Genomic DNA, 25,179 nt, shown 5'->3' on the forward strand with positions numbered 1-25,179 from the left:
CCTATACGGACAAGGATTCAGGCACGCCGTCGCGCACCTGGTAGTTGCCGTAATACCCATTGATCTCTTCAACGCGGCCAAACAGACCGTCATTCACAGCGCTGATCAGCTGCGGCACGAACGCAGCAACCGAGTGTTGCGCTTCAAACCCAAGCTGCGTGCGGATCTTCGAGAAAGAGACGCGGTAGTTGCGCGCATCAATGCCCTTCTCGACAAAGGTCACCGGCGCATCCACATGGCGGGCAAATTCCTCCACCAGCATCGCTTTCGTGTAGTTGTTGGCATCCGATCCGACATTGAAAACTTCGCCAGCAACTTTCTTGGCCGGCGCTTCAATCACCTTGAGGATCGCAGCTGAGATATCGCGCACATGAGCGTAAGGCCGCCACGTATCTTTGTCGTAGACATCAAGCGGCGTCTGCATCGCCATGGCGCGGCCAAACTCGTTGACCGTCAGGTCAAAGCGCATGCGCGGGCTCAGACCAAACGCCGTCGCAATGCGCAGCAATGTCGGCGTCACCTGCTGCTCGTGCAGCCGCGACAGCACAAACCGCTCAAACCCGACTTTTGTTTCCGCATACAGCGACAGCGGGTTCAGCTCTGAACTTTCATCCGCCAGCGAGTCATCTTCGCGCAGGCCGTAATTGGAGCAGGTGGACGTGAACACAAACCGGTCGATCCCGTGCGCATCCAGCGCGTCATACAGCGCCTGGCTGCCATCGAGATTCACCGACCGTGTGAGGTCCGGATATTTCTTGGAGATCGGGTCACCCACAAGCGACGCCAGCAGCACCACATGGTCCACGCCTTCCAGCGCGCGCGCCACCACGTCCTTGTCGCGCAGGTCCCCCTTGACCAGCCGATAACCCGGTTCGTCATAAACGCCTTCAACGGAAAAGCCATGGTCATAGAGGAACGTATCCAGCGCCGTCACGCCATAGCCGCGCGCCAGCAAAACCCGTGTCAGCACCGAGCCGACATAGCCCGCACCACCGACCACACATATCCGTGCCGGTCCGCCGGTCTTGCCAGTGGGAATTGCCGTCTTTGCCGCTGCCTGGGGCAGCCCCGCATCCTGAAGTGTCATGGCTCTCACGCATCAAGGACGAGGCCCCCGACATGCGCCAATACGCAAACCGGGCAGCCTGTCATTTACCTGTGCGTAAGATTCTGCGCTCGAATGGTTAATGAAGGCTCAACGCCGCCGTTACCAAGGGGTCACCACCGCGTCACGGAACTGTCGAAAAAAACCAAGCAAAGCAAGGTCTTAAGAGCAGTTTGGCCACCTACCCGGCATGTTTACCTGCGTCCCAGCCATGCGCCGCCATGTGCGCCTTGGCATGGGCGGTCGGATCGGCCTCCAGCTGCGTCGCGAAGGTGTCATTCCACCGGTTCAGGAACCCGAACATCGAGATGACGGCCACCAGGTCCACAATCTGCTCATCAGTGAAATGCTGCTTCAATGCCGCCATGTCGTCCGCTGTCACGGCATTTGGCGCCTGACCGGCCCCTTGCGCCACCCGCAGAGCCGCCCGTTCGCCTTCGGAAAACAGGTCAGACGTCTCATAGGCCCAGATGGCATCAAGTTTGTCCGCGCCGATGCCCGCATTGGCGGCCTGATGGTGCGTGTGAGTCTGGCAGTAGACGCAGCCCGCAGCGCGGCTCGCCATGAACGCCACCATGCGCTTGATCTCATCCGGCAACGAAGATGGCCCCTGAACAAGAGCCCCTAGCCCCGCAAAAGCCTCAACCAGCCCCGGCTTGCGCGCCATGATCAGCATGGAGTTGGGCAAAAAGCCCATGGCGCCCTCAACAAGCTGAAAAACCCCTTCCAGGTCCGGCAGGTCTTCCCGCTTGAGCCCCTGAACGCTCGATGCTGCATCAGCCATGTGTCATCGCCTCCCAATTATGTGCCGCTTACGGCATATGTTTGGGAGCGAGGCTACGCGCTGGCGGCACTTTTACAAAGCACCGCCCTAGCGATCTCAATGGAATGTGAAGACGGGCGAATGTGACAGAGAGAGCCTAGCTCTGCCAGTCTTCCAGCAGCTCATCGATGAAGCCGGTGGCGGCTCCCACCAGCACATCAAGGCCGGCGATGACAGCAACCCGGTCAGGGCCGGATGTCAGCAGCTCGGCATCAGCGGTTGCATCTGCAAGGGCCCAGGCACCCACACCACGGGCAGAGCCCTTGAGCGTATGCGCTGCTTCCTTCCAGGCTTTGTCGTCACCGGCCATATCGGCGGCAGCGGCAAGCTTGTCCAGGCTGACGGCTAGTTGCTGACGGAACAGGCCGAGAATTTCAGCCTCAAGGTCACGGCGCCCCATGGTGAACTTTGACAGATGCACCAGGTCAATGGGCCGGCTATCCGTAGCAGCAGTCCCTTCAGGACCAGCCGTACGGCTCTCAGAGATATGCGCAGTCGCGGGCTGCATACGGTTTCCTTCCGAATCAAAACAGCTCGGAAAGCCTACGAACAAAGAACGTAGGAATTGTTAAACCGCCGATGCCTGCATCTTTCGGATCACATTAAGACCCAACAGCATGCGCTTATGCCTAACGAACCGGTAACGCGCTGACGCTGAACAGCCACTCATGCCCGTAGACCAGCGCAAAGTAGAGCGCGACGCCCACAAGCGGCCACACAATGCCGATCTCGCCCAGCTTCAAGGAGTTCCGTCCGGTCAGGATCGCGCCAAACGGCAAATTCGACGTGCGGGCTGCATAGCCGTCCCACCGCTCACCCAGCGCCCGCGCCCGTTTGGCGTCAATCGTCGGCGGACCAATAAGCGCCAGTACGGCAAACGTTCCAAAGAACAGGACGGACGACAGATCGCCGTTCATGGCGATATGCGCCAGCGCCCAAAGCTGCACACCCCACAGGAAGGGATGTCGCGTAATCCGCAAAATACCCTTGGCCGCATCCGGATCATCCACAAGGTCCCCACTGCCTGCCGCCGTCGGACTTTTCGTGACATTGCCAAGCACCACCAAAATGGCCGCCAGCAAAATGGCCGTCATCGCCGCATGGTGCCACCAGGGTTCAGGGACCCAAAGCAAGGTGAATGTGTCCGCGCTGGCCCGGTTGAAGGCCATGGCCATCCAGACAATCGCCGCCAGCGACATCACGGCGAACAGCCCCATATAGGGTCCCTCGCCGATCCGGCCGGTCAGGACATCCCGCAACCGGGTGCCGGAGATGAAAATGTGGATACCCAGAAAGACCGCGCAGGCAGCCACCAGGTTCAGTGTTGGATCTGCAATCATGTTGTGCCCCATCTCGCCACAGTGTGTGCAGCGTTCCTGAGACGGCCGGCATGGCGCGACCGTCAGCTCTCCCCAGCAGTTTTCGGCATAAAACCGATCCCCACGGCCCTGCTTCTCTGGTTGGCAGCGTCCGTGCAGCCACGCTAGAGTAAACAAATGGTTACCGTGCCTGCACCCTAAAACCCCCAAAATCGAAGGAACGGACCTTTGCCGGACCGCCCCCTTAAACGTCCCCTCCTCGCAAGACCGCTCAATGGCCCGCAGGATGGTGAAAAATCAGACGCCACATCTCAAAACCGCGATCCACAGACAGCGGGATTGCGGCCAACCGTCAGTGATTTTGGAGACACCAGGAAGGCCGCCACGCCGCCAAAACAGCACGAGAGCGAGCCCACAGCACCTCCGGCATCGCCGAAGCCCACAGCAAAGCCGACGAGCCAGACCGAGAACCAGCCTGACGACACGGATGAAGAGCTGTTTGAACGGCGAATCGTCCCTGAACCCGCGACCCGCCAGCGCAAGGCACCGGTGCGGATGCGTGGCCCCCGCAAGCCATCACCCATGCCGCTCTATCTGGGTGCCATTGCCAGCGCGTTTTGGACCGGCATCATGTTCGCCTACGCCGTGGGCTATTACGGCCCCGGCGGCCTGTTGATACTGCCGCCCGTAGACGTGGCACTGCTTGCAGCCGCCCTCTTCGCCCCCCTCGCCATCATCTGGGGGTTTGCCAGCATTATGTGGTGGGGTGCCCAGATGCGATCCAGCGCCGAACATATGGCAGAGGCCTCCCGCGCCCTTCTCTCGCCTGTTGAAACCTCAACAGCCGCCACCGCCAGCGTTGGCCATGCCGTCTCCACGGAGATGCGCCGCATGGAACGCATGCTCAAGCAGGCGGAAGTCCGTGCGATGGAACTGCGCAAGACCATCAATGGCGAACTGAACGGCCTTGAGGCTGCAAGTGCCCGTGCTGAAATGCGCGCCCGCACCCTGCGTGACCTGATCGGCACCGAACGAAAGGCCCTGATTGAAACCGGCAAGGCGCTGGAGCAGGAATCCGCCAGCGTGGTGGAAGCCACTCGCTCCCAGGTAGAACTCGTGTCAGGCGTCACCGGCCGCGCGGCCGACCAGATGACCGAAGCACAGGCCGGCATGGGCCGCGCCGGTGATTATCTCTCCAAGACCCTTGAAGCTGTTGCCCGCTCCGCCAAGGCCGTGCGCGAGAATGTGGAATCCCAGGCGGATCGTCTTGACGCCACCGCCGAACACGCCGTCCTGCGCGCCGGCGAGCTGGCCATCAGCTTTGCAGACCAAAGCGAAGCCCTGAACCAGTCCGCCCGCACCCTGGCAGATGACAATGAGCGCGCCGTCCGCTCCTTCGCAGAGCAGCGCGAGACCCTGGACGCCCTGGCAGCTGATCTGCGTGAGCGGGCCACCCAGATTGAAACAGCGATTGCCGGCCACGCCGACACCATCAACGAAGCCCTCGACACCGCCGACGCGAAAGCCATGGGGCTTGGCCCAAGGGTCACCCGAGAAGCTGAGAAGCTGACAGCCGCCGCGCGGGATGCCGCCAGCCAGATCGAGCAGACCACCGGATTGATGGAAAGCCGTGCCGTGGACATGCAGGCCCGCGTCGCGGACGCCACCGGTCACCTGTCGCAGGCCATCGACTTCTCAACCAAGAATGTGGATGCCAGCGGCGAACGTCTGCAGGCCCTGCTCAGCAATATCGGCACAAGTGCACAGAACGCCGCCAGGGACATGACCAGCGCCAGCGACGAACTTGGCCACCGCATTGAGCAGCTTCCAGATGAAGCCAGCACTCAGGCAGAGCGCCTGCGTGCTGTGATGGGCGAACAGATCGGCGCCATTGCCGCTGTGGCTGAATCTGTCGCCAATGCCCTGGAGCGTATGGGCCCCGGGCCGGTTTCAGGCTCATGGCCACCGGCCGACCCACTCGCCCAGCCGTCGCCTACAGCCTTTGCGCCTGCGACGTCCAGCGATGCGTCCCCCGCCACGCCAACCAAGGCAGAGACATCTAGCCCCAATTCAGACGCCAAATGGCGCCTCGGTGATGTTCTGTCCGCAGCGCGGGCGCGCGAGGACCGGGCAACGAATGTGCCGCGCGCAGCCCACCACATCATCGAAACGCTCCAGTCCCTTTCCATCGACATTGATAGGGCATTGGAGGAGGAACCACAGGTCGAACTGTGGAAGCGCTATCGCGACGGCGAACGCAATGTCTTCACCAAGCGGCTTGCAAGTCTCAAGGGCAAGGAACCGCATTCACTGATCGCAGATCGCTATCAGAACAATGCAGAGTTCCGCGGAGATGCGGACCGGTACATGGCGCAGTTTGAAACCCTGCTTGCGGACGCCGCCGACAAGAACCCGGACGGTCTTCTGGCCGAGACATATATGTCGTCAGACATCGGCAAGGTCTATGCCCTGCTCGCCGAAGCGACTGGTCATGTCGCATAGGTTTTCAAGGTAGCGAGCCTAGCTCGCCGGAACCGCCTGATTGCTTGTTTCAGCGGCCCAGGTGACCACGTCACGCACAACCTTTTGCGTGGCCAGATTCATGGCCGATACAACATCCGCAACATTGTCTGAGCCCGCACTCTGCCGCGCCTCAAACGTGCGGCCGTCCAGCACCTTGCGCCCATCAAGCCAAATAACCTTGGCACTCAGCCGAACAACAACTTCTGCTGTCGCTGCGCCCTCACCAGCAGGCGTCACCCGTGCTTCGAAGTCACGCAGATCACTCACAAGCGAAACATTTGGACGCACCGACACGGCCTGCCGCGAGGCTGACATCTGCAAACCTGCATGCTCAAACGTCTCGACAATCAGATCCTGCAACATGCGCGGTGCCCGGTCCGTCCAGCGTGCGCCGGTGAAATACTGCAAAGCATGAGGACCCGTATAGACTGCAATGCGGTCCGTATCGAGCGCCCGCTCGGCAACAGGTTCTTCCACCATCAGCTGCCAGCCATTGGCCGTCATGAGGGTTGCGTAATCTGACGGTGCCTTGAGGCCATACAGCGTACTGGCCGTATCACCGCCGGGCAGGATGCTTGCGCAACCCGCCACCAGAACCGCAAGTGACCCTGCCGTCAGCCCTGCCCTGAGGGCAGACTTCACCCGTCGCACCATCGTCAATTGCCATACTCCGCAGGCTCGTTGCCGAGCAAAAATTCAGTTGGGTTGCGTTCCAGTTCAACAACCAGCCGGTCAACAGACCCGATCATCCGCCGCGTATCGCGCAGCAGCCGGTCCACCTCGGGCACGCTGCTATTGGACAGCTGCTCAAGGGCCGGACGCGTCTCAGCCACAAGCACGCGCGCATCTTCTGCAAGCGCACCATAGGACCCTGCCGCCTGCTCGATCTCGCCGACGGCACCGTTCATCTTTTCGGTGATCTCGGCAATCTGCTCGGACGCCCGCGCCAGGTTCTTGACGATCTGGTCGATCTCTTCGTGATTGGACGCGATCGTCCCTGTCACCGTCTCCACGTCGCGCACGGTTGCAGACAGCTGGCCTTCGTTTTCACCCAGCAGCCGGTCAACCCGCACCAGCAGGTCATTGGCCGCGGTCAGGATCAAAGGTGCTGACGTAATCAGCTGCTGCACGGCAGACCGGTCAGCGATGATGATGGGATAGTCGTTGTCCCCTTCCGCTTCCAGCAGCGCGCTGGTGGGGGTTCCGCCGGTGATCTCGATGAAGGCCACACCGGTGATCCCCTGAAACTCAAGACGCGCCTGGCTGTCCACCTTCACCGGCGTGCGCCCATCCACATTGATACGGACATTGACAAGGCGCGGGTCCGCACCAAGGGCAATCTTGGTGACCTCGCCGACCTTGATGCCGTTGTACCGGACGTCACCGCCTTCAGAGAGGCCAGCAACAGACCCATCAAAGATCACGTCATAGGTCTGCAGTTCCGCATCGCCTTCAAACCCGGTCAGCCAGACCAGAAACAGGAACGCAGCCACAACCGTGGCCGCCGAGAAGGCGCCAATCAGTATGTAATTTGCCCGTGTTTCCACGTTTTATCCGTCCTCTGACTTCCGCTAAGGCGTTGCTCTGGCCACAGCACCCGCTGCCGCCCGGGACCTGGGCCCCTGAAAATACTCCTGTATCCACGCGTCTGAGTGCGTTGATACCTCACTTATGGGGCCGACGACCATAACACGCCGGTCCGCCAATACCGCCACACGGTCACAAATAGCGTAAAGACTGTCCAGATCGTGGGTCACCATGAAAACTGTCAGCCCCAGCGCATCCTTCAGTTGGCGGATCAATCCGTCATAGTCCGCCGCGCCAATGGGGTCGAGGCCTGCCGTCGGCTCATCCAGAAACACGATCTCAGGATCAAGCGCCAGCGCCCGCGCCAAGGCCGCGCGCTTGCGCATGCCGCCGGACAGTTCACTGGGGTGCTTTGGCCCCGCAGATGGCGGCAATCCCACCATGGCAATCTTCTCAGCGGCCAGTTCGTCCATCAGCTTCTGCGGCAAATCAAGATGCTCGCGCATGGGCACCTGAACGTTCTGCGCCACGGTAAGCGCTGAAAAAAGGGCACCATCCTGAAATGCCACCCCCCAGCGCTGCTCAACCGCTTTACGCGCATCGCCCGCGAGGGACGCTACATCCTGTCCAAACACCCGCACCGTGCCGGCATCAGGCCGCTTGAGCCCCACAATCGTCCGCAGCAGGACGGATTTACCCGTACCGGACCCGCCAACGACCCCCAGCACTTCGCCCTTGCGCACGTCCAAAGCCAATTGGTCATGAATAACCTGGCTGCCAAACTGATTACGCAGATTGCGGACCTGAATGATGTTGTCATGTTCCGCCATGCTCAATACCCAACCGCCGTAAAGAAGATGGCGAACAGGGCATTGAGGACGATGACCGTGAAGATTGCTTTCACAACGGAAGATGTCGTCCGCTCACCCACTGATTCAGCACTGCCCGTCACCCGCATGCCTTCAAGGCACCCGATCACAGCAATGGCCATGGCCAGGAACGGCGCTTTGATGAGCCCGACGAAAAACGTGTTCGACGCCACCGCCACATCAACGCGCTGCAGATAGATCTGCGGCGATATATCAAGCGCAAAGTAAGTGACGACCCCGCCACCAAGCAGCCCCATGATGTCCGCAATAAAAGTGAGCACCGGCAGCATCAACACCAGCGCAATCACCCTGGGCGCCACAAGAACCGCAATCGGGTCCATGCCAAGCGTCCGCATGGCATCAATCTCTTCGCGCACTTTCATAGAGCCGATCTCAGCGGTGAAAGCACTGCCCGACCGGCCGGCAACAATGATGGCCGTGATCAACACACCCAGTTCCCGCAACATCGAGATCGCCACCAGATTGACCGTGTACACCTCGGCACCGAATAGCTTGAGCTGTGACGCCCCCTGCTGCGCCAGCACAGCCCCGATCAGGAAGGTCAGCAGCGCGACGATCGGCACCGCATTGAGCCCGACACGCTCCATCTGGCTTACGACAGAAGTGAGGCGCAATGTCCGCGGACGGACAATCACCTTGCCGATGACCACCAGCACAAGTCCGACCATGTTGAGCATGGCCACTAATTCGCTGGCCATCGTCACAACCGCCCGGCCCATCCGTTCAGCAATGGCTTCCAGAGCCGTCCCGCGGTCCGGTTCCACGTCACAGGGCTGATCGCTTTCCCGTGCCAGCTGTATCAGGCCTGACTGTGTGGCATTGGCCCCGCTGATCTGCACTTCGGCGCCAGCATCAGCCAGATCCCGCTGCGTGCGATGAACGACCCACGCGCCTGCCGTATCAAGGGTGGTGACCCCGGACAAATCTATCACCACGCGCCCCTGCATGTGACGCGGTGTATTGGAAACGGAACTGGCAATCGCGCGCAGCGCCGCATCGTGCTCACCGACATTACGCACGGTCCATGGACCGGACAGGTTTATCTGTCCGCCATCGGCAGTTTCCTGCGTTTCAAACCGCGCAAGCCCGCTGGTCAATGTAGCCCCCGAAATGACATGCCGGAGTGTGCCGAAAGCGCAGTGAATAGGCAATCAACACGCTCAAGCACTTGATCATATGATTACCGGCCCCGCCCCGCGATTACCCCAACGATGTGCGCGGCATCGCAACGCATGGTCAGGGTCCAGACAGCTGGTTAAGGTCTTTGCAGTTCACGTGCTGCCCACGGTTTGCGACCCTTGGAGAAATCAATGCTGAAATCCACCAAAACACTCGCCGCAATTGCTGCTTTTGCCTTCTCAGCAGCCATTGCCACCACCGCCCAGATTGCACCAGCAATGGCCGAAGAGGCCGCTGCTGCGGACACGCAAATTGTCGGCGATCCCAAAAAGGGCAAGCGCGTGTTCAATCGCTGCAAGGCCTGCCACACCGTTGAAGAAGGCGGCCCGAACCGGGTCGGCCCGAACCTCTATGGCATTGTTGGCGCCGAATTCGGTCATCTTGAGGGCTACAAATTCTCAGCGAACTTGATGGAACTGAAGGCTGAAGGCAAAATCTGGGACGAAGAGACCCTGTCCGCCTATCTCAAGAAACCAAAAGACGTCATTCCCAAGGGAATCATGGCGTTTGTAGGCCTGCCCAAGGAAAAGGACCGCGCCCACGTCATCGCCTATCTGGCGACTTTCGGCGGCCCTGAGGCAGAAGCTGATGCAGCTGACCCAGCTCCATAAAGTAGCAGCATCTTAACCTCCCTGAACTACTGTTCATGAAGTGGGATGCCGTAGACCGCCCACGCTGCCAGACGTCATCTTTGAGCCATTCTTTAAGGCCTTGCTAGGTGATGTTCAGGCAGACTGTGGCTGAATACGGATGAACGCACACCTATGAACAGATGCAGGCGGCCGCGCGGGGTACTTCGCGGAACCGGCGTCAGGGGTAGACATGAAAACGATACAGCTATTGCGGCGCCTGGCGGCGGCGTTGGCGGGGCTTGCCCTCGCCGGCTGGCTTGTGCTCATGCAATACGACCCTGCAGGCATCGCCACATCCGTTCGCCTGACCGTTTTTGACTATTACCAAAATGCCGCCCCACGCGCCTATCGCGATCCGTCAATCTCAAGCGGCACCGGCGTCATCTATGTCGATGTCGACCGCGCCAGCCTGCAGCTCATCGGCCCCTGGCCGTGGCCGCGCACGCGCTTTGCAACCCTGACGGACAAAGCCTTTTCCCTTGGCGCACGCGCTGTCGTGTTCGAGCCCCCCTTTGAATGGCCGGATGCAACCTCTCCCGCAGAAGCTGTGCAGGAGTGGCTGGCCAACCCGGAACTGGACATGGATCAGATTGCCCGCCTGCAGGAAGCAGCGGGCGGCCTGCCCGACAATGACAGCGTACTGGCCAATGCCATTTCGCGCGGTCCTGTCGTCACGGCGTTCTCCCTGACTGACGAACCCAATTCGCTGGTGCCCGTGCGCAAGGCCCCGGTATCCGCCCGCGGCGGCGACATCACCCAGTTTATTCCTCAGCGCGCAGGCATGTCCCCAAGCCTCAAATCGCTGGAGGATGTGGCATCAGGCAATGGCGCGCGCACGCTCTCCTCAGGTCCCGGCAATGACAATGTGATCCGTCAGGTGCCGCTGTTGCAGCGTGTGTCAGGGAACATCGTCCCAAGCCTTTCGGTTGAAGCTGTTCGCGTCGCCGAGGGCGCACGCGGCATCCTGAGCTTTGTAACCAAGCCCGATGCTAATCTCGAATTTGGCCGCCGCCCCGGCGTGCAGCGCATTGTTGTCGGCAACAAGGAATTCCCGACAGATCCCGATGGCGGTCTGTGGCTGCACTACACAAAGGACGAGCCGACCCGGCACCTGCCGGCATGGAAGGTCCTTGGAGATCATCCGGACTCCGATCGCCTCAAGGGTGCCATCGTCTTTGTCAGCGCCACAGTGCAGGGGGCGGAAGCCTTTGTGGAAACCCCTGTTGGCACAATGCCCCGCGTCGAAGCCCATGTGCAGATGCTGGAGCAGATGCTGCTGGGTCACTATCTGTGGCGGCCCGACTGGGCGCTGCCCGCTGAACAGGTCTATTTGCTGGTGACGGGCGTTGCCCTTCTCGCGTTGCTCATAACGGCAGGCACACTCTGGGCAGCCCTTTTTGGCGTGTTGGCGATAGGCAGCGCGCTTTGGGGCGGCTGGTTCGCCTTTACGTCCAAGCTCTGGCTGATCGATCCCGTGCTGCCGGTAACCGGCCTCGTCATTGTGTTCCTGATCGGTTCAACGATGAACCTCATGCGCCGCAACGCCACCGAGCGTTTCATCCGCAACCAGTTTTCAGACCGCTTGTCCCCGAAACACATCAACACGCTGGTCCGCAAACCGGAGGCCGCCGCCCCCACCGGCCGCGGGTCCATGGTCACGGCTTTGTCCGCCGACGTGCGGGCCTTCCACCGCGTGGCTGAACCTTTCGGGGAAGACGCACAGGCCCTTGCAAGCCTTGTGAACAACATTCACGAGCCGCTGACGCGCTGCGTGCTGCGCCACGACGGGATGGTCGACCGGTTCGTCGGCGGCGGCATAAACGCACTGTGGAACGCTCCTGTAGAACGCACCGACCACACAATTCAGGCGGGCCACGCAGCCCTGCGCATGGTGGCAGAACTTGAGCCGGTCAACCGCGACCTGGAGCGCGAAGCACAGCGCGCCCACCGCCCGTTCATTCCCGTTTCCATGAGCATCGGCATTGAGCGCGGCATGGCTGTTGTCGGCAACCTTGGTGCTGAAAAAGTCTATGACTTCTCCGGCATCGGCGGCGCTGTGAACGAAGCCCAGCTGCTGCAGCGCCTGTCCCGCCAATATGGCCCGGCCATCATTGTCGGCGCCGACGCCCGCGACGAAATCAAAGACAAGTTTGCGTTGCTGGAGATTGACCAGCTGCGTCTGGACGGACGCATCGGCCCCTGGCGTGTTTACGCGCTGCTTGGTGACCCCATCATGGGAGCGAGCCCGAAATTCAAGGCGCTGGACGAAGCCCACAATGCGCTCTTCAAGGCCTATCGCTCAAGGGAGTGGAACACCGCCCGTCAGATATCAGCCCAGTGCCGGAAACTCTCCGGTGCCATCCCGACTCTGTACGATCTGTATGATGAGCGCATCAAACGGCTGGAAGCCAACCCGCCAGCAGACGACTGGGATGGTGTCCATGAAATCGCGGATTTGCTGTCGCCTGCCAAGTCAAAGGTCTCCATCGGCAAGCCGGAACCCGCCGAGCTCGGCGAGGCGCAGGTCTAGCACCTCGCCGCAACTCTAGCGGCTACCCTAGCTGGCAATCTCAATACCGATTTTACCGAAGTGCGCGCCAGAGCCCATGTGCTCGAGACCCGCCTTGAGGTCTTCCAGCGCAAAGGTCGTGTCGATGACCGGATGAATCTCATGCAGGGCCATGGCCTTGAGCATGTCTTCAAACTGCGTGCGATTGCCGACGGTAATTCCGTGAATACGCGCATTCTGCGAGAACATGGTCGCGACATTCATGTCTTTCATCATGCCGGACAACAGACCGATGACCGCCACATGGCCACCAACCCGGATCGCCGTCAGGGATTGCGTGAAAGTTTCAGCACCGCCCACTTCAACCACATGGTCAACGCCAACGCCGCCGGTAAAGCCGCGTGCCGCAATGCCCCAGTCAGGCGTGGACTTGTAGTTGATGACATCATCCGCCCCCAGCGCCTTTGCGCGCTCGAGCTTCTCGTCAGAGGACGACGTGGCAATCACCCGCGCGCCAGCAGCCTTGGCAAACTGAAGCGCAAACATCGACACGCCGCCAGTGCCCTGCACAAGCACCGTGTCGCCTGCCTTGAGGTTGCCTTCAACCATCAAGGCCCGCCACGCGGTCAGCGCCGCACAGGGTAGCATCGCAGCTTCCATGTCGGTCATGTACTCGGGCACCTTGACCACGCCATCTTCGCCGATCAGCAGATAGTCCTGCGCACAACCATCAAGCGATCCGCCCAGCGCCTTGGACAGACCTTCAATGGTCGGACCGCCCGCATGCCAGGTTGGAAAAAATGTCGGGCACACACGGTCGCCTGCGGCAACCCGCGTCACGCCCTCGCCCACGTCACTTACCGTTCCGACAGAGTCAGACAGGGGAATAAGCGGCAGCGGGTACTGGCCACCCAGACCAAGCACCGTCGCAAAATCCCGGAAGTTGAGGCAGGCAGCCTTCAGCCGCACCACAATCTGTCCGGGTCCCGCCTTGGGCACGTCCCGCTCCACCAACGCCAGATTATCGAGCCCGAACGCTCCCTGGATTTCCATTGCCCGCATGTGAAGTCTCCTAATTGTTTGGTCAGTTTCAAAAATTTTGGATCACAAGCGTTCTGACGTGGTGCGCAAATCATGTCAAACTGGAAGCGCTAGGGTCGATATTTTGCATCGTGTTTGAACAGGACTTGTCATGCCCAAATCGGCCACCGTACCCTCACGATCCTTGATCCGGATGACGGATCAACTGCAGATGCTCATCAGGCGCCGCCTATGGCTGCAGGTTTTGATCGGCATGGCGTTGGGCATCGGCACAGGCATCCTGCTAAGCCCCGGCATGAACCTTGTGCACCCGGAATGGTCGGACCGTATCGGCGCCTGGCTCGCCCTGCCCGGCAATCTGTTTCTGGCCATTATCAAATTTGTGGTCGTGCCGCTCATTGCAGCCTCTGTCATCCGCGGCATCGCAGCAGGTGGCAGTGGCGAGCAGTTACAGAAACTCGGCGGCAGGGTCGTCTTGTACTTCCTGGTTACAACCATCGTCGCCGCACTGTTTGGCCTCGCTGTCGCAACGGCATTCAAACCCGGTGCTTACCTCGACGGCGCCCTTCTGGAAGATCGGGTTGCCGACGCACCCAATGTCCCTATCGCAGACCCGGACATGGAAGACGATCTTGGAGAACCCGGCGTGACCACTGTCATCGTCGAGCTAATCCCCACCAACCCGTTCGAAACCCTGATAAACGGCGATATGCTGCAGATCGTCATTGCCGCTGCCATTCTAGGCATTGCCATGGTGAACCTGCCCCAAACCGATTCCACTCCGTTTCTGGATTTGATGGGCTCCATCCAGGCTGCCTGCATGGTGATCGTCAAATGGGCCATGCAATTTGCGCCCATCGCCGTGTTCGGACTGCTGGCCCAGGTCGTCGCGGAAGTAGGAGTGGATGCATTGATCGGCACAGGGGCCTATGTGCTGACGGTGCTGGTCGGTTTGGTCCTGCTGATGTTGTTCTATCTGGCGTTGGTCATGCTGATCGGGCGAAAAAGCCCACTGTGGTTCATGGCGCAGATCCGGGAAGTCATGCTGCTGGGTTTCTCCACATCTTCTTCCGCCGCCGTCATGCCGGTGTCCCTGCGCACCGCTGAAGAAAGCCTCAGGGTGCGCGCGGCAATCGCCCGCTTCGTGGTGCCGTTGGGCGCCACCATCAACATGGGCGGAACAGCGCTTTACCAAGCCGCCGCCGCCCTGTTTCTGGCACAGGTCTTCGGCATCGACATAGGGCTCGCCGCCATCACCCTCATCGTTGTTACTGCTGTCGGCGCATCCATCGGCGCACCGGGCACGCCCGGCGTTGGCATCGTCGTGCTCGCATCGATCCTTTCAGGCATCGGCGTGCCTGAAGCAGGCATCGTGCTCATTCTCGGTGTTGACCGCGTTCTGGATATGGCACGAACGTCTGTGAACGTGGCGGGCGACCTGGTTGCCTGCGTAGTGATGGACCGGTGGATTGCGGCAGACCTGCCTCCCGAGGAGACCCCAGCCATGCCGCCGAAGGACGAAATCAGCCCGATACCCTAAGCAGGCGTGTCACCCTTGATCTGGCAGCGATGCATCACGCGCCGGGACTTGGGGTCAAAAGCTTCACGCTTGTGGTTGAGGGACCGGTTGTCCCAGATCAGCAAGTCGCCCTTGCGCCACTGATGGGTCCATGAAAAACGCGGATCCGCACAATGCGCCCACAGGGCATCGAGCAGCGCCTCATTCTCGGCCCTGTCCATATCCACGATCCAGCCATTGCTGCGACGCCCCAGATAAAGCGCCTTCTCACCACTTTCAGGATGCGTGCGGATGATCGGATGCCGGGCGCCCGGTGCCTTGGTCACATCCGTTACGGGCTCAGCACCCGCACGCAATTCACCTACGCTGGTGTAGCTGGAGTCATGGTTGGCAATACGGCCTTCGATCTTTGCCCGCAGATCATCAGGAAGCGCGTCGAGCGCCGTCACCATATTCGCAAAACTCGTGTCGCCCCCGCTGGGCGGTATCTCCAGTGAGTACAGAACGCTCGCCATGGGCGGCTGATCCACATAGGACATGTCCGTGTGCCACTCAGCCTCATCCGAGCCCAGGGCACCGATGGGTTTTCCATCTTCAACAACGTTGGAAATAATCCAGATATCGGGACGGGATTTTTCCTGAGAGCCCACATTGTCCGTCGCGCTGGCCGGTGCCAGATCAAGCGGCCCAAAGCGCTTTGAAAACGCAACCAGATCATCGTCGCTCATCGACTGGCCGCGGAACAGCAGCACCTTGTGGGTCAGCCATTCCTGACGCAGCGCCAAAAACGTAGCGTCATCCAGCGTCCGCACATCAAGTCCGCGAATTTCAGCGCCAACAGCGGCACCCGTAGGCACAACCTCAAAAGGCGGGTCGCTCTTCGTTGCTGGATCACCCATCGATCCGGCCTCCATTCCAAATTCGGTGGCCCAAAAAGGCCGCGCCGCAAGCAAGCACAGCTAGGGCGGTCATCGCAAGGTAGGTGAGCCCGCCAAAGTCCTCATAAAACCGCCCGGACGCATAGGTCGCCCCGGCCATGACGATGCCGCTGGCCAAAGCCGAATAGACGCTTTGCGCCGTCGAGGCGAGCTGTGGCGGCACCCCGCGCACCAGAAACTGCATGATGCCCAGATGCGCCAGAGCAAACGTCATGGCATGCAGACATTGCAACACAGGCAAGGACCAGAACGGCGGATCAAACGCCATGATCGTCCACCGCACGATGCCACCAGCGCCCGCAAGGCCAATCAGCATCGCCGGACCAAACCGCGCCACGATGGGTGCCGCCTTCCAGAGCAGCACAACTTCGACAACCACGGCCCAGGCCCACAACGCACCAATAACACTGTCGCTGAGACCAAGCGATTGCCAGTGCAACGTGCCGAACGCGTAATACACCGCATGGGTCGCCTGCACGCTCGCTGCAGCAAAGGCAAAGACCAGAAACACCGGCGACCGAACCAGCCGTACCGCGCTGGCAAGATCCACCCGCCCTACACCGCTGATCTCGGCATCGCCTTCGCGCTGGTCTGAGAGCAGAAAATAGGCCGCAAAGTTCAATACGCCGCCAAACACGATCACCCAGATGACCAGGTCAGGCCCAAGGCTGCCCAGCGCTGCCCCAACGCCGAGATTGGCCACAATGAACGCAACAGACCCCCAAGCCCGCGCCCGTCCATAGACAAGCTTGCCGGATTCGCTGTCGCGCATGGCAAGCGCATCCGTCATCGGCATGATCGGCGGCCCGAATACGGTCATCACCATCAGCACCGCAAGGATCGGCCAGAAGCTGCCCGTGGCGAGATAGACAAGATTGGCCACCAGCGTGACCGCCGTCAGTACACGCAACACCCGCACCGGCGCCCCGGCCCGATCCGCCAGATAGGCAATGACCGGCATCGTCCCCATGCGGACCACGCCGGAGATGGCAAACAGCAGCCCGATTTCATACGGCGACAGCCCCCGGGACTCGAGCCACACGGGAAAATAGGGAAGGAACGTCCCCATGGCGAGGAAGATCGCGCCATAGGCAAACGCATATCGGTGTTCCAGCGACATGGTCATCCAGCGCCCCCTCCCCTAAGCTTGGCGCAACACGACCGGTAGGGGGAGACACGGGTTTGGACCGCACCAAGACAAAGAACGTCATCGTCCTTTTGTTCGACAGCCTGAACCGGCACATGCTGGGCAGCTATGGGGGTGAAGAGTTCGAGACCCCCAATTTTGACGCCTTCGCCAAACACGCCCTCAAGTTCAATCGCCACTTCACCGGCTCCCTGCCCTGCATGCCCGCCCGGCACGACATTCTCGTCGGCGCCATGGACTTTCTCTGGCGACCCTGGGGCTCCATCGAAATCTGGGAAGACGCCATCACCTACGCCATGCGGCGCAAGGGCGTCACCACAATGCTGGTTGCCGACCACCCGCACCTGTTCGAAACGGGGGGCGAGAACTACCACACTGACTTCAAGGCGTGGGATTATTTGCGCGGCCATGAAAGCGACCCGTGGAAGACCCGCCCCGATCCCAGCTGGCAGGGCACACCGCACTTCATTCCCCGCGAAATGCCCTACGACAATTCACGCGGCTACTTCGGCGGTGAGGAGGATTTTCCCGGCCCCCGCACCATGCGCGCCACCGCAGACTGGCTGCGCGACCACGCCCCCCACCACGACAATTTCTTTTTGTTCGTCGATGAGTTCGACCCCCATGAGCCGTTCGACACCCCGGACAAATGGTCGAAGATGTATGACGAGGACTGGCACAAGGACCCGCTGATCTGGCCGCCCTATGCGGTTGGTGCCGTGGAACAGGGCCTTATCTCCGAACGCGAAGGCAAGCAGATCCGCGCCCAGTACGGCGCCAAGCTCTCCATGATCGACCACTGGTTCGGCAAGGTCATGAAAACACTCGAGGAGACCGGGCGCCTCGACGACACCATGATCATCCTCACAACCGACCACGGCCACTATCTCGGCGAGAAGGACATCTGGGGCAAACCGGGCACGCCGGTTCAAAAGACTCTCGGCCACATCCCGCTCTACATCACCGGCCCCGGCATCACGCCCGGCGAGACCGATGCCCTGACCACCAGCGTCGACATTTTCGCGACACTGGCAGACCTCTATGACCTCGACGTGCGCCAGCGTACCCACGGCAAGTCACTTTTGCCTGTCCTGTCCGATACCTCAAAGGATGTCCGCGACTATGTGCTGACCGGGGTGTGGGGCCGTGAAGTTCAGGTCACCGATGGCCAGCATCTGTTTGCCCGCGCACCTTCCGGCAAAAACACGCCGCTGGCCATGTATTCCAACCGCTGGTCCACCATGCCCATCCACGTCAATGGTCCCGACGGCAAGGAAATCCACACGCAGGATATCTTTCCGCTGCCCGACGACCGGGCGGAGCTGCGCAAAGTCCCCGGGTCAAATGTGCCCGTGATCCGCCAGCCCTTCGTGCCCGGCGACATGCTGCCCTACTGGGCCGGTCGCAAATTCTCCGGCGACCATCTCTACGACTTGTCAGCGCCCGTGGGCGAAGAACCGGACCGTGCCGACAGCAGCGATACCAGGACCTATCTCGACCTTCTCCGCCATGCCCTTGACGATGTAGAGGCCCCGCAGGAGCAGTATGAGCGACTGGGCATGTCGTAGGCATCTGGATTGTCCGGTCAAGCCGGACAACGGCGCGGTAGAGAGAAAGACAAATGAAAGCAACCGCCATCCCCCGGCTTGACCGGGGGATCCATGCGGCAGCACAACGCGTCCAGCGAGCGACTAAAGCGCCGGCAACTCAATCTTGCGCATCTGACCAGAGTCATTCAGCGCCTTGAGGATGGCGTGTTCGATGCCACGTGCCCATTGGTCGTCCACATCTTCAACATGGGCGTGCAGTTCAATCAGCAACTCACGCAGCGCATCATTGGTGACGTTGAGCGCACTGATGGTCAGCACGTCGTCTGTCCCATGACCGGCGGACCCAATGCGGTTCTGCAGGTCGCCTGTGAGGTTGGGTATCGCATCACGGAAAATGGCGCGAAAGGCTTCGTTCTCTTTCACCCGCACATCCGCACCGCGCTCATATTCAATGCCCGCGCAATACATCAGCAGGCCGACCACAGACGCACTGCCGGTTGAGTAGGTGGCATTGAGGTTGGGCGCGATCTCCATGAGCATCGTGCCGAACCCGCCATTCAGAAGGTCATTTGCTTCAGGCCGCATCAGTGTGCCTCCTCAAAACTTGCAAGCAGCTTGGCTGCCACAATCTCGTTGTGCTTGGCCGTGCAGAACAAACCAGAGAACGCCAGGATCGGGTCCTTGTTGTCGCCGGTCGCATATTCGTGGCTCGACGAAATCCAGATACCCAAGCCTTTGACGTTGGAGAACAACTCCCACCACGCCAGCGCTGCCGGGTCCGCCGTGAGACCGGAGGACTTTTCCCAAAGGGCGATACCGTCATCACGGTTGATAAGCGATGCAGGCACATTGGGATCAGTTGCCGCCCAGATTGGATCAAGCGCCCAGGCCAGGTCCTCGAGCGGATCACCCAGATGGCACATCTCCCAGTCCAGTACGGCGGTAAAGTCGCCCTGCTCGTCACTCATGAAGTTGCCGATACGGTAATCCCCATGAATGACGGAAAGCTTTTGTGCAGGCGGCGGCGGCGACCGGCGCAACTTGCGGATGGCAGCGCGCGCTATCGGGTGCGGCTCAAGCTGGTCATCGTCAATGACGCCTTCCCAATAGTCGAGTTCCTTCTGCCAGCACGCGTCCAGCGCCGGGGCCTCCATTTTGTCAGCCAGACCATTCGCATGCGGGTCCGCCCCGGAGATCGTCCCCAGATGCCGCCAGAACTGTTCTCCCAGCTTGGGCGCCAACTCACCATAGGGGTCCGGTGCAAAGGGAGACTGTGCTTCGCCCGTCGGAATTTCCGACATTACAAAGAAGGGCCGATCCAGCCACTTGGTATCCATTTCAAGAAACAGCGCTTCGGGAACCGGCACCGTCGTATTGAAGAACGCGCGATAGGCGTTGAACTCAACATCGCGGTCCGTGTCGATCAGGCTGCCCACAGGATCCCGCCGCAGGATCAGGCCGCGATGTTCGCCCGGCTTCGTCGGGTCGGTGCGCAGATGCACTTTCACCCGGAACGTCTCGCGCGATGCGCCACCATGAATGCGCTCCATGGCTTCCACATCCGCCGTCGTCACGTCCGGCATATGCGCTTCAAGATAATCACCAAAGCGGGCAGCAAGATCGACGAGCGCCGGCTCCAGAGGTTGCGTCTCGCTCATTTGGCACCGTCCAGCATGTCTGCAAATCCGGATGGATCATGAGCACCAATAATCAGCTGCTCAAACACACCCTGCCCTTTGCGCACTTTTCCGTCCGGCGTCGTCATTGTCGCGGAGGAAAACGCCTGAATATGCAGATGCTCAAACGACAAGGCCGGCGCATCCGCCAGCACAATCTCGTCATACCCAAGGGCATTCTCGCCCTTGTAGTGGCCATGCCCCCAGTCGGAGCCCACATAGCCAAGCCCCTGCATGTAGAACGTGTAGTGCGGCTCGAGCGTAATCGTGGTGTCACCATCTTCGCCATTCAGTGTCAGCGTCGCCCCGGCAGCATGACGCGTGCCCGGCTTGAACGTGACGTCAGACGAACAGCGCCCATACTCCACAGGCTCGCCGCCAACGGGACACACCACACCATTGGTGTTCCATGCGTGCCCCTGTCGATCGGAATTGATGTGATAGAGCGAAATCCGATCGTCAAAATTGAGCGGGCACCACAGCCAGTAGAATTGCGGCTCCGGCGGCGGCGCAACCGGCTGGCTATCAGCCGCACCCACAGGACGAATACCCCAGGACCGGTCGCGCGTGCCGCGATAGCGCGGGCGGGTCACCTCAATGCGTTTGCCCTGAACCTCGATCCAGCCTTCCCACTCGCCGTTCTGGGTCAGGCGGGTGTAGTCCATCACCGTCCGCGGACCCACCCGTGAGATGAAACGTGGTTCCTCCAGCGCCTGTGTGCGACCGGTAAAGGTCAGATTGGCGCTGATGCCGTGCTCATTGTCTTCCACAATAACGCGCAGCACCTGCAACGGCTCAACGATCTCAACGCGGATCGGACCCACCTGCGTGTCCATCCGCTCCATATGCATCACCTTCGAGGCGTGCACATTCTTCTGCACGCCATCCACGATGACGCTAAAGGCAGCATCCATAATGTTGTGACCGGGATAGACGCCAAACGCGCACGCAAAGTGCCCGTCGCCATTTACGTCGGCTGCATCCTGCGGATAGCCATTGAAAAAATAGCGGTCATAGAAATTGCGGTCGGTGGTTGCATAGGCAATCGGCACCGGCGCCTGATGGATCGCATAATCATCGGCCTTCGTAAGCATGGCCACTCCCTGAGGTATTGTGTTTTTAATTGGGTAGAATGAGAGCCGCCCGTGCCCGACGGGTCAAGCATATGCGCCCGCGAAAATAAGGAATTTGCAGATGAAACTCTGGCTTACCCTCGCCGCCCTGAACGGATTCATCGCAGTTGCCGCAGGGGCATTCGGGGCTCACGGGCTTCAGGGACGTGTCGGAGAGCGCGCATTGGCAGCGTTTGAAACCGGTGCGCAATACCACATGTATCATGCGCTGGCGCTGGTCGGCGTCGCTTGGCTTGCCAGCATCAGCCCGCAATCCGGAATCACAGCCACCGGTCCTACAGTTGCCGGATGGGCGTTCCTGACAGGCATCGTCCTGTTCTCGGGATCGCTCTACTTTTATGGCCTGACGGAAAGCCGCGCTCTGGTGTTGATCACACCACTTGGCGGACTTGCCTTCCTCTGTGGCTGGGCAACGTTGCTCTATGCAGCACTCAAAAGCACATAGGGTGTCCACCGAGCCTGTATCTGTCGCAAATAACAGACGAAACAGGTGATTTACATCCCCATGACTCTCGCCGCGCCATCCTGTATGGTCCCGCGCAAAATCAGGCACACCGCATCTAAGCGGAAAAAAAAGTGCTGAATTCCAGTGTTTTTCAGGGAGATACCCGGCATGAGTGAAGCCGCAGCACCATCCACACCCGAGATTCCGTCAGAGCCGATCATGAGCGTCGCCGACGCCCACGCCCTCATGACGTCACCGGGCACGCCGTTCGAAGTGACCGAAGCCGAAGTGCGCGGCTTGAAGATGCGTGTGTGGAAGGAAGCCAAGAACAGCCTGCGCGAATTGTTTACCATGGCCAAGGAACACGGCGACCACGAATTCGTGGTGTTCGAGGATGACCGCCTGTCCTATCGCGAGTTCCACAAGGCAGCCTCTGCCCTCGCCCACAAGCTCAAGGATGAGTATGGCGTCAAGAAGGGCGACCGCGTTGCAATCGCCATGCGCAACTATCCTGAATGGCCCATCGCCTTTTTCGCAGGCGCATCCATCGGCGCCATCATGGTCCCGCTTAACTCTTGGTGGACCGGCGAAGAGCTGGAATACGGCCTTGAAGATTCCGGCACATCTTTGGTGTTCGCCGATGGAGAACGCGCCCACGTCATTTCCGCGTTTGCGAACCGTCTTGGCATCAAGTCGGTGATCGCAGCCCGCGCGACCAAGCTTCCCGATAGTGACGCAAAGGTTGAACACTTCGCTGATGTGCTGTGCAAGCACGAAGACTACGCGTCATTGCCTGATCAGGAGCCACCGGCTGTTGAGTTGGTGCCCGAGGACGACGCCACCATCATGTACACGTCAGGCACCACAGGCCGCCCGAAAGGCGCCCTGGGTACCCAGCGCAACATCTGCGGCAATGTCGTTGGACTTGGCATCGCGCCGGTGCGGCAACTTCTGCGCTACGGCCAGCCTTTGCCGGACGTCGCCAACATGCCCAAGAAGTGCATGTTGATTTCCGTCCCGCTGTTCCACGCAACAGGGTTGCACGCCATCCTGTGCGGCACACTCAACGCCGGCAACAAGCTGGTCATGATGTTCAAATGGGACCCCACCCGTGCGCTGGAACTTATCGAGCGTGAAAAGATCAACAGCTTCGGCGGCGTCCCTGCCATGGTGTGGCAGGTCGTTGAGCACCCTGAGTTCGACACCTATGACACATCAAGCGTTGAAGGCATCGGCTATGGCGGTGCGCCAGCTGCGCCTGAGCTTGTTGAGAAGATCAAGAAGCTGTTCCCGGCCTCATCAGCCGCAAATGGATACGGTCTGACGGAAACATCCGCAGCCTCGAGCCAGAATGCAGGCCTTGAATACATCGCCAAGCCTGAAAGCTGCGGTCCGGCCATTCCCGTGTGCGACGTCAAGGTCGTTGATGAAAATGGCAACACGCTGCCGACCGGCGAAGTCGGCGAGCTTTGGATCTATGGTCCAAACGTCGTGAAGGAATACTGGAACAAGCCGGAAGCCACTGCTGAAACATTCACCGATGGCTGGCTTCACTCCGGTGACCTTGCCCGCATTGATGAAGAAGGCTTCATCTACATCCTCGACCGCGCCAAGGACATGCTCATCCGCGGCGGCGAGAATGTGTACTGCGTTGAAGTGGAAGACGCGCTTTACAGCCACGACGATGTCATGGACGCCGCTGTCATCGGCATCCCGCACAAGGTTCTTGGCGAAGAAGTGGGTGCCGTCATTCAGGTCACACCTGGGTCAAGCGTCACGGAAGGTGATCTGCAGACTTTCGTACGCAAGCACCTCGCGGCATTCAAAGTGCCGGTGAAGATTGAACTGCGTACCGATCCGCTTCCCCGAAATGCGAACGGCAAAATCCTCAAGCGTCAGCTGCGTGAGGAATGGGGACTGATCTAACGTCCCGACAAACGACACACACACAACAAACGGCGCAGCAAAAACTTGCTGCGCCGTTTTTGTTTGCAGTGCGCGCCGCGTGATTTGATGTGTGTGTCGGAGTCCATTGCGCGTTTTGCAAACGAATCAAAACGCATCAAAAATGCAAAAAACGCGTGCTCAACACCTTTTGCACGCAACTAAAAAAAACAATCCCGCAGCAAGTGATGCATCTGCGCAACACGCCTGTGCATAGCTTTGCAAAGCCGCAACGGAACAAACAACTTAGCAGTGCTGCCTACAGCTCATGCGGCACTGCGGAGTCGCCCGCCTGCCACAGGCATGCCCAAAAAAGCAAGCGTTTGACTGCGTTTCAGCGTTTTTAGTCAGTGTACGGACAAACATCAAACAAACACGGCGAAGCGAATACGAAACAACAAGCAAGTCAGTGCTCACTGCATGTAAGACTGCACGCAATCTCATGCAGAAGAGTCCGGTGCGCCAATGAACACGCGCAAACACTTGCAGCAGCGCCCAATCGAATAACACTCTGTTAACCACAAGAACGTAACCGTCCTTGTGCGTAATTAGCTCAAGCCGGCGTGCGTCTTCGTTTGAAGGGTGTCGGCCATTGGCCGGACTTACCGGTGACGACACCACTAAAGACACACGATCAGTGATGTTGACCTGGTGTGACATGAGAAAGATTGGGAGAGGACCACATGGCTGCAAGAAAGAAAGCCGCTACGAAGAAGAAATCCGCCGCTAAGAAGAAAGCGGCACCAAAGCGGAAAGTTGCCGCGAAAAAGAAAACTGTGAAGAAGGCGGCTCCTAAGCGGAAAGCCGCAGCGAAGAAGAAAACTGCTGCTAAGAAGCGCCCTGCCGCGAAGAAGAAAGCAGCAACGAAGAAAAAGGCCGCTGCCAAGAAGCGTCCTGCTGCCAAGAAGAAAGCAGCTACGAAGAAGAAGGCTACTGCCAAGAAGCGCCCCGCCGCTAAGAAGAAGGCAGCAGCCAAGAAGAAGTCAGCCGCTAAGAAGCGGCCTGCTGCGAAGAAGAAAGCAGCTACGAAGAAGAAGGCCGCTGCTAAGAAGCGTCCTGCTGCCAAGAAGAAAGCTGCCGCTAAGAAGCGCCCTGCAGCTAAGCGGAAAGCAGCACCTAAGCGTAAGGCTGCGAAACGTCGCGGCTGAAAGGACCTCTTGGCACCCATAAGTGCCAAGTCCAGATAGGCTGACGAAGCACTGGACAAACCGGTGGCGCCCTTTGGGGAGCCGCCGGTTTTTCCTTATGTGGCGCCTCGTTTTGCCGGATTACAGTCCAA

At 59.9% G+C, this 25,179-nt stretch carries 22 protein-coding genes; 8 read left to right on the plus strand and 14 right to left on the minus strand.

Annotation, left to right across the window (positions count from 1 at the left end; translation table 11 throughout):
- Position 1 precedes the first annotated feature (1 nt).
- The 4 genes from BN1012_RS09890 to BN1012_RS09905 all read right to left on the minus strand — a co-directional run bounded on the left by BN1012_RS09890 (position 2) and on the right by BN1012_RS09905 (position 3,268).
- Positions 2 to 1,087: an NAD-dependent epimerase/dehydratase family protein gene (locus tag BN1012_RS09890; RefSeq protein ID WP_052535045.1), complete on the minus strand. Its 1,086-nt coding sequence runs from the start codon at positions 1,085 to 1,087 to the stop codon at positions 2 to 4.
- A 199-nt stretch (positions 1,088 to 1,286) separates the two neighbouring features.
- Positions 1,287 to 1,889 carry a carboxymuconolactone decarboxylase family protein gene (locus BN1012_RS09895; RefSeq protein ID WP_043949486.1) on the minus strand — a complete coding sequence of 201 codons (603 nt, stop codon included), beginning with the start codon at positions 1,887 to 1,889 and terminating at the stop codon, positions 1,287 to 1,289.
- A gap of 136 nt (positions 1,890 to 2,025) precedes the next feature.
- Positions 2,026 to 2,436, minus strand: coding sequence for an Hpt domain-containing protein (locus BN1012_RS09900; RefSeq protein ID WP_052535048.1), 411 nt, complete (start codon positions 2,434 to 2,436; stop codon positions 2,026 to 2,028).
- Between the two features lie 121 nt (positions 2,437 to 2,557).
- Complete coding sequence (locus tag BN1012_RS09905; RefSeq protein ID WP_043950911.1) at positions 2,558 to 3,268, minus strand: NnrU family protein; 711 nt, start codon at positions 3,266 to 3,268, stop codon at positions 2,558 to 2,560.
- Positions 3,269 to 3,475: 207 nt separating this feature from the next.
- Here BN1012_RS09905 and BN1012_RS09910 point away from each other — a divergent pair, with 207 nt between their 5' ends.
- Positions 3,476 to 5,749, plus strand: coding sequence for a hypothetical protein (locus BN1012_RS09910; protein WP_043949487.1), 2,274 nt, complete (start codon positions 3,476 to 3,478; stop codon positions 5,747 to 5,749).
- 18 nt (positions 5,750 to 5,767) lie between these two features.
- Here the strand turns inward: BN1012_RS09910 and BN1012_RS09915 are convergent, their stop codons facing one another.
- The 4 genes from BN1012_RS09915 to BN1012_RS09930 are packed head-to-tail and all read right to left on the minus strand — an operon-like array spanning position 5,768 to position 9,284.
- Entirely contained in the window at positions 5,768 to 6,424 is a 657-nt protein-coding gene (locus BN1012_RS09915; protein ID WP_043949488.1) for an ABC-type transport auxiliary lipoprotein family protein, read from the minus strand.
- A 2-nt stretch (positions 6,425 to 6,426) separates the two neighbouring features.
- Positions 6,427 to 7,317: an MlaD family protein gene (locus tag BN1012_RS09920; RefSeq protein ID WP_052535050.1), complete on the minus strand. Its 891-nt coding sequence runs from the start codon at positions 7,315 to 7,317 to the stop codon at positions 6,427 to 6,429.
- A 24-nt stretch (positions 7,318 to 7,341) separates the two neighbouring features.
- The gene (locus tag BN1012_RS09925; RefSeq protein WP_043949489.1) at positions 7,342 to 8,127 is read right to left on the minus strand and encodes an ABC transporter ATP-binding protein; all 786 of its coding nucleotides are present in this window, start codon (positions 8,125 to 8,127) and stop codon (positions 7,342 to 7,344) included.
- Between the two features lie 2 nt (positions 8,128 to 8,129).
- Complete coding sequence (locus BN1012_RS09930; protein WP_052535052.1) at positions 8,130 to 9,284, minus strand: ABC transporter permease; 1,155 nt, start codon at positions 9,282 to 9,284, stop codon at positions 8,130 to 8,132.
- A gap of 213 nt (positions 9,285 to 9,497) precedes the next feature.
- On the opposite strand from BN1012_RS09930, the gene BN1012_RS09935 reads away from it, so the two are divergent.
- Positions 9,498 to 9,977, plus strand: a complete 480-nt coding sequence (locus tag BN1012_RS09935) for a c-type cytochrome (RefSeq protein WP_197538296.1) — start codon at positions 9,498 to 9,500, stop codon at positions 9,975 to 9,977.
- A gap of 211 nt (positions 9,978 to 10,188) precedes the next feature.
- On the plus strand, positions 10,189 to 12,528 hold the full coding sequence (locus BN1012_RS09940) for a CHASE2 domain-containing protein (RefSeq protein WP_043949490.1): 2,340 nt from the start codon (positions 10,189 to 10,191) through the stop codon (positions 12,526 to 12,528).
- 27 nt (positions 12,529 to 12,555) lie between these two features.
- Here the strand turns inward: BN1012_RS09940 and BN1012_RS09945 are convergent, their stop codons facing one another.
- Positions 12,556 to 13,569, minus strand: coding sequence for a zinc-dependent alcohol dehydrogenase family protein (locus BN1012_RS09945; RefSeq protein WP_043949491.1), 1,014 nt, complete (start codon positions 13,567 to 13,569; stop codon positions 12,556 to 12,558).
- A gap of 130 nt (positions 13,570 to 13,699) precedes the next feature.
- Here BN1012_RS09945 and BN1012_RS09950 point away from each other — a divergent pair, with 130 nt between their 5' ends.
- A complete protein-coding gene (locus BN1012_RS09950; RefSeq protein WP_043949492.1) occupies positions 13,700 to 15,088 on the plus strand; it encodes a dicarboxylate/amino acid:cation symporter in 1,389 nt (462 codons plus the stop codon).
- Here the strand turns inward: BN1012_RS09950 and BN1012_RS09955 are convergent.
- Complete coding sequence (locus tag BN1012_RS09955; RefSeq protein ID WP_122381360.1) at positions 15,085 to 15,966, minus strand: TauD/TfdA dioxygenase family protein; 882 nt, start codon at positions 15,964 to 15,966, stop codon at positions 15,085 to 15,087. The genes BN1012_RS09950 and BN1012_RS09955 overlap by 4 nt on opposite strands.
- Positions 15,959 to 17,131, minus strand: a complete 1,173-nt coding sequence (locus BN1012_RS09960; protein ID WP_043949494.1) for an MFS transporter — start codon at positions 17,129 to 17,131, stop codon at positions 15,959 to 15,961. The genes BN1012_RS09955 and BN1012_RS09960 overlap by 8 nt, the downstream gene beginning before the upstream one ends.
- 56 nt (positions 17,132 to 17,187) lie before the next feature.
- Between BN1012_RS09960 and BN1012_RS09965 the strand changes: the two genes are divergently transcribed.
- Positions 17,188 to 18,720 carry a sulfatase gene (locus BN1012_RS09965; protein WP_043949495.1) on the plus strand — a complete coding sequence of 511 codons (1,533 nt, stop codon included), beginning with the start codon at positions 17,188 to 17,190 and terminating at the stop codon, positions 18,718 to 18,720.
- Between the two features lie 123 nt (positions 18,721 to 18,843).
- Here BN1012_RS09965 and BN1012_RS09970 read toward each other — a convergent pair whose 3' ends face one another.
- From BN1012_RS09970 to BN1012_RS09980, 3 genes are read right to left on the minus strand one after another with little or no spacing between them, the layout of a single operon-like run.
- Positions 18,844 to 19,287 (minus strand): hypothetical protein, encoded by a 444-nt coding sequence (locus BN1012_RS09970; protein ID WP_043949496.1) that lies wholly within the window; start codon positions 19,285 to 19,287, stop codon positions 18,844 to 18,846.
- Positions 19,287 to 20,360: a phosphotransferase family protein gene (locus tag BN1012_RS09975; protein ID WP_081826318.1), complete on the minus strand. Its 1,074-nt coding sequence runs from the start codon at positions 20,358 to 20,360 to the stop codon at positions 19,287 to 19,289. Before BN1012_RS09975 ends, BN1012_RS09970 begins: the two co-directional genes overlap by 1 nt.
- Positions 20,357 to 21,472 carry an Rv3169 family protein gene (locus tag BN1012_RS09980; RefSeq protein WP_043949497.1) on the minus strand — a complete coding sequence of 372 codons (1,116 nt, stop codon included), beginning with the start codon at positions 21,470 to 21,472 and terminating at the stop codon, positions 20,357 to 20,359. The genes BN1012_RS09975 and BN1012_RS09980 overlap by 4 nt, the downstream gene beginning before the upstream one ends.
- Positions 21,473 to 21,572: 100 nt before the next feature.
- Between BN1012_RS09980 and BN1012_RS09985 the strand changes: the two genes are divergently transcribed.
- From BN1012_RS09985 to BN1012_RS09995, 3 genes are all read left to right on the plus strand, one after another.
- Entirely contained in the window at positions 21,573 to 21,956 is a 384-nt protein-coding gene (locus BN1012_RS09985; RefSeq protein ID WP_043949498.1) for a DUF423 domain-containing protein, read from the plus strand.
- A gap of 168 nt (positions 21,957 to 22,124) precedes the next feature.
- Positions 22,125 to 23,882, plus strand: coding sequence for a class I adenylate-forming enzyme family protein (locus BN1012_RS09990; protein WP_043949499.1), 1,758 nt, complete (start codon positions 22,125 to 22,127; stop codon positions 23,880 to 23,882).
- A gap of 701 nt (positions 23,883 to 24,583) precedes the next feature.
- Entirely contained in the window at positions 24,584 to 25,048 is a 465-nt protein-coding gene (locus BN1012_RS09995; protein ID WP_043949500.1) for a hypothetical protein, read from the plus strand.
- Positions 25,049 to 25,179: the final 131 nt, after the last annotated feature.

The sequence above is a fragment of the Candidatus Phaeomarinobacter ectocarpi genome, from assembly GCF_000689395.1.
Classification (GTDB): Bacteria; Pseudomonadota; Alphaproteobacteria; order CGMCC-115125; family CGMCC-115125; genus Pyruvatibacter; species Pyruvatibacter ectocarpi.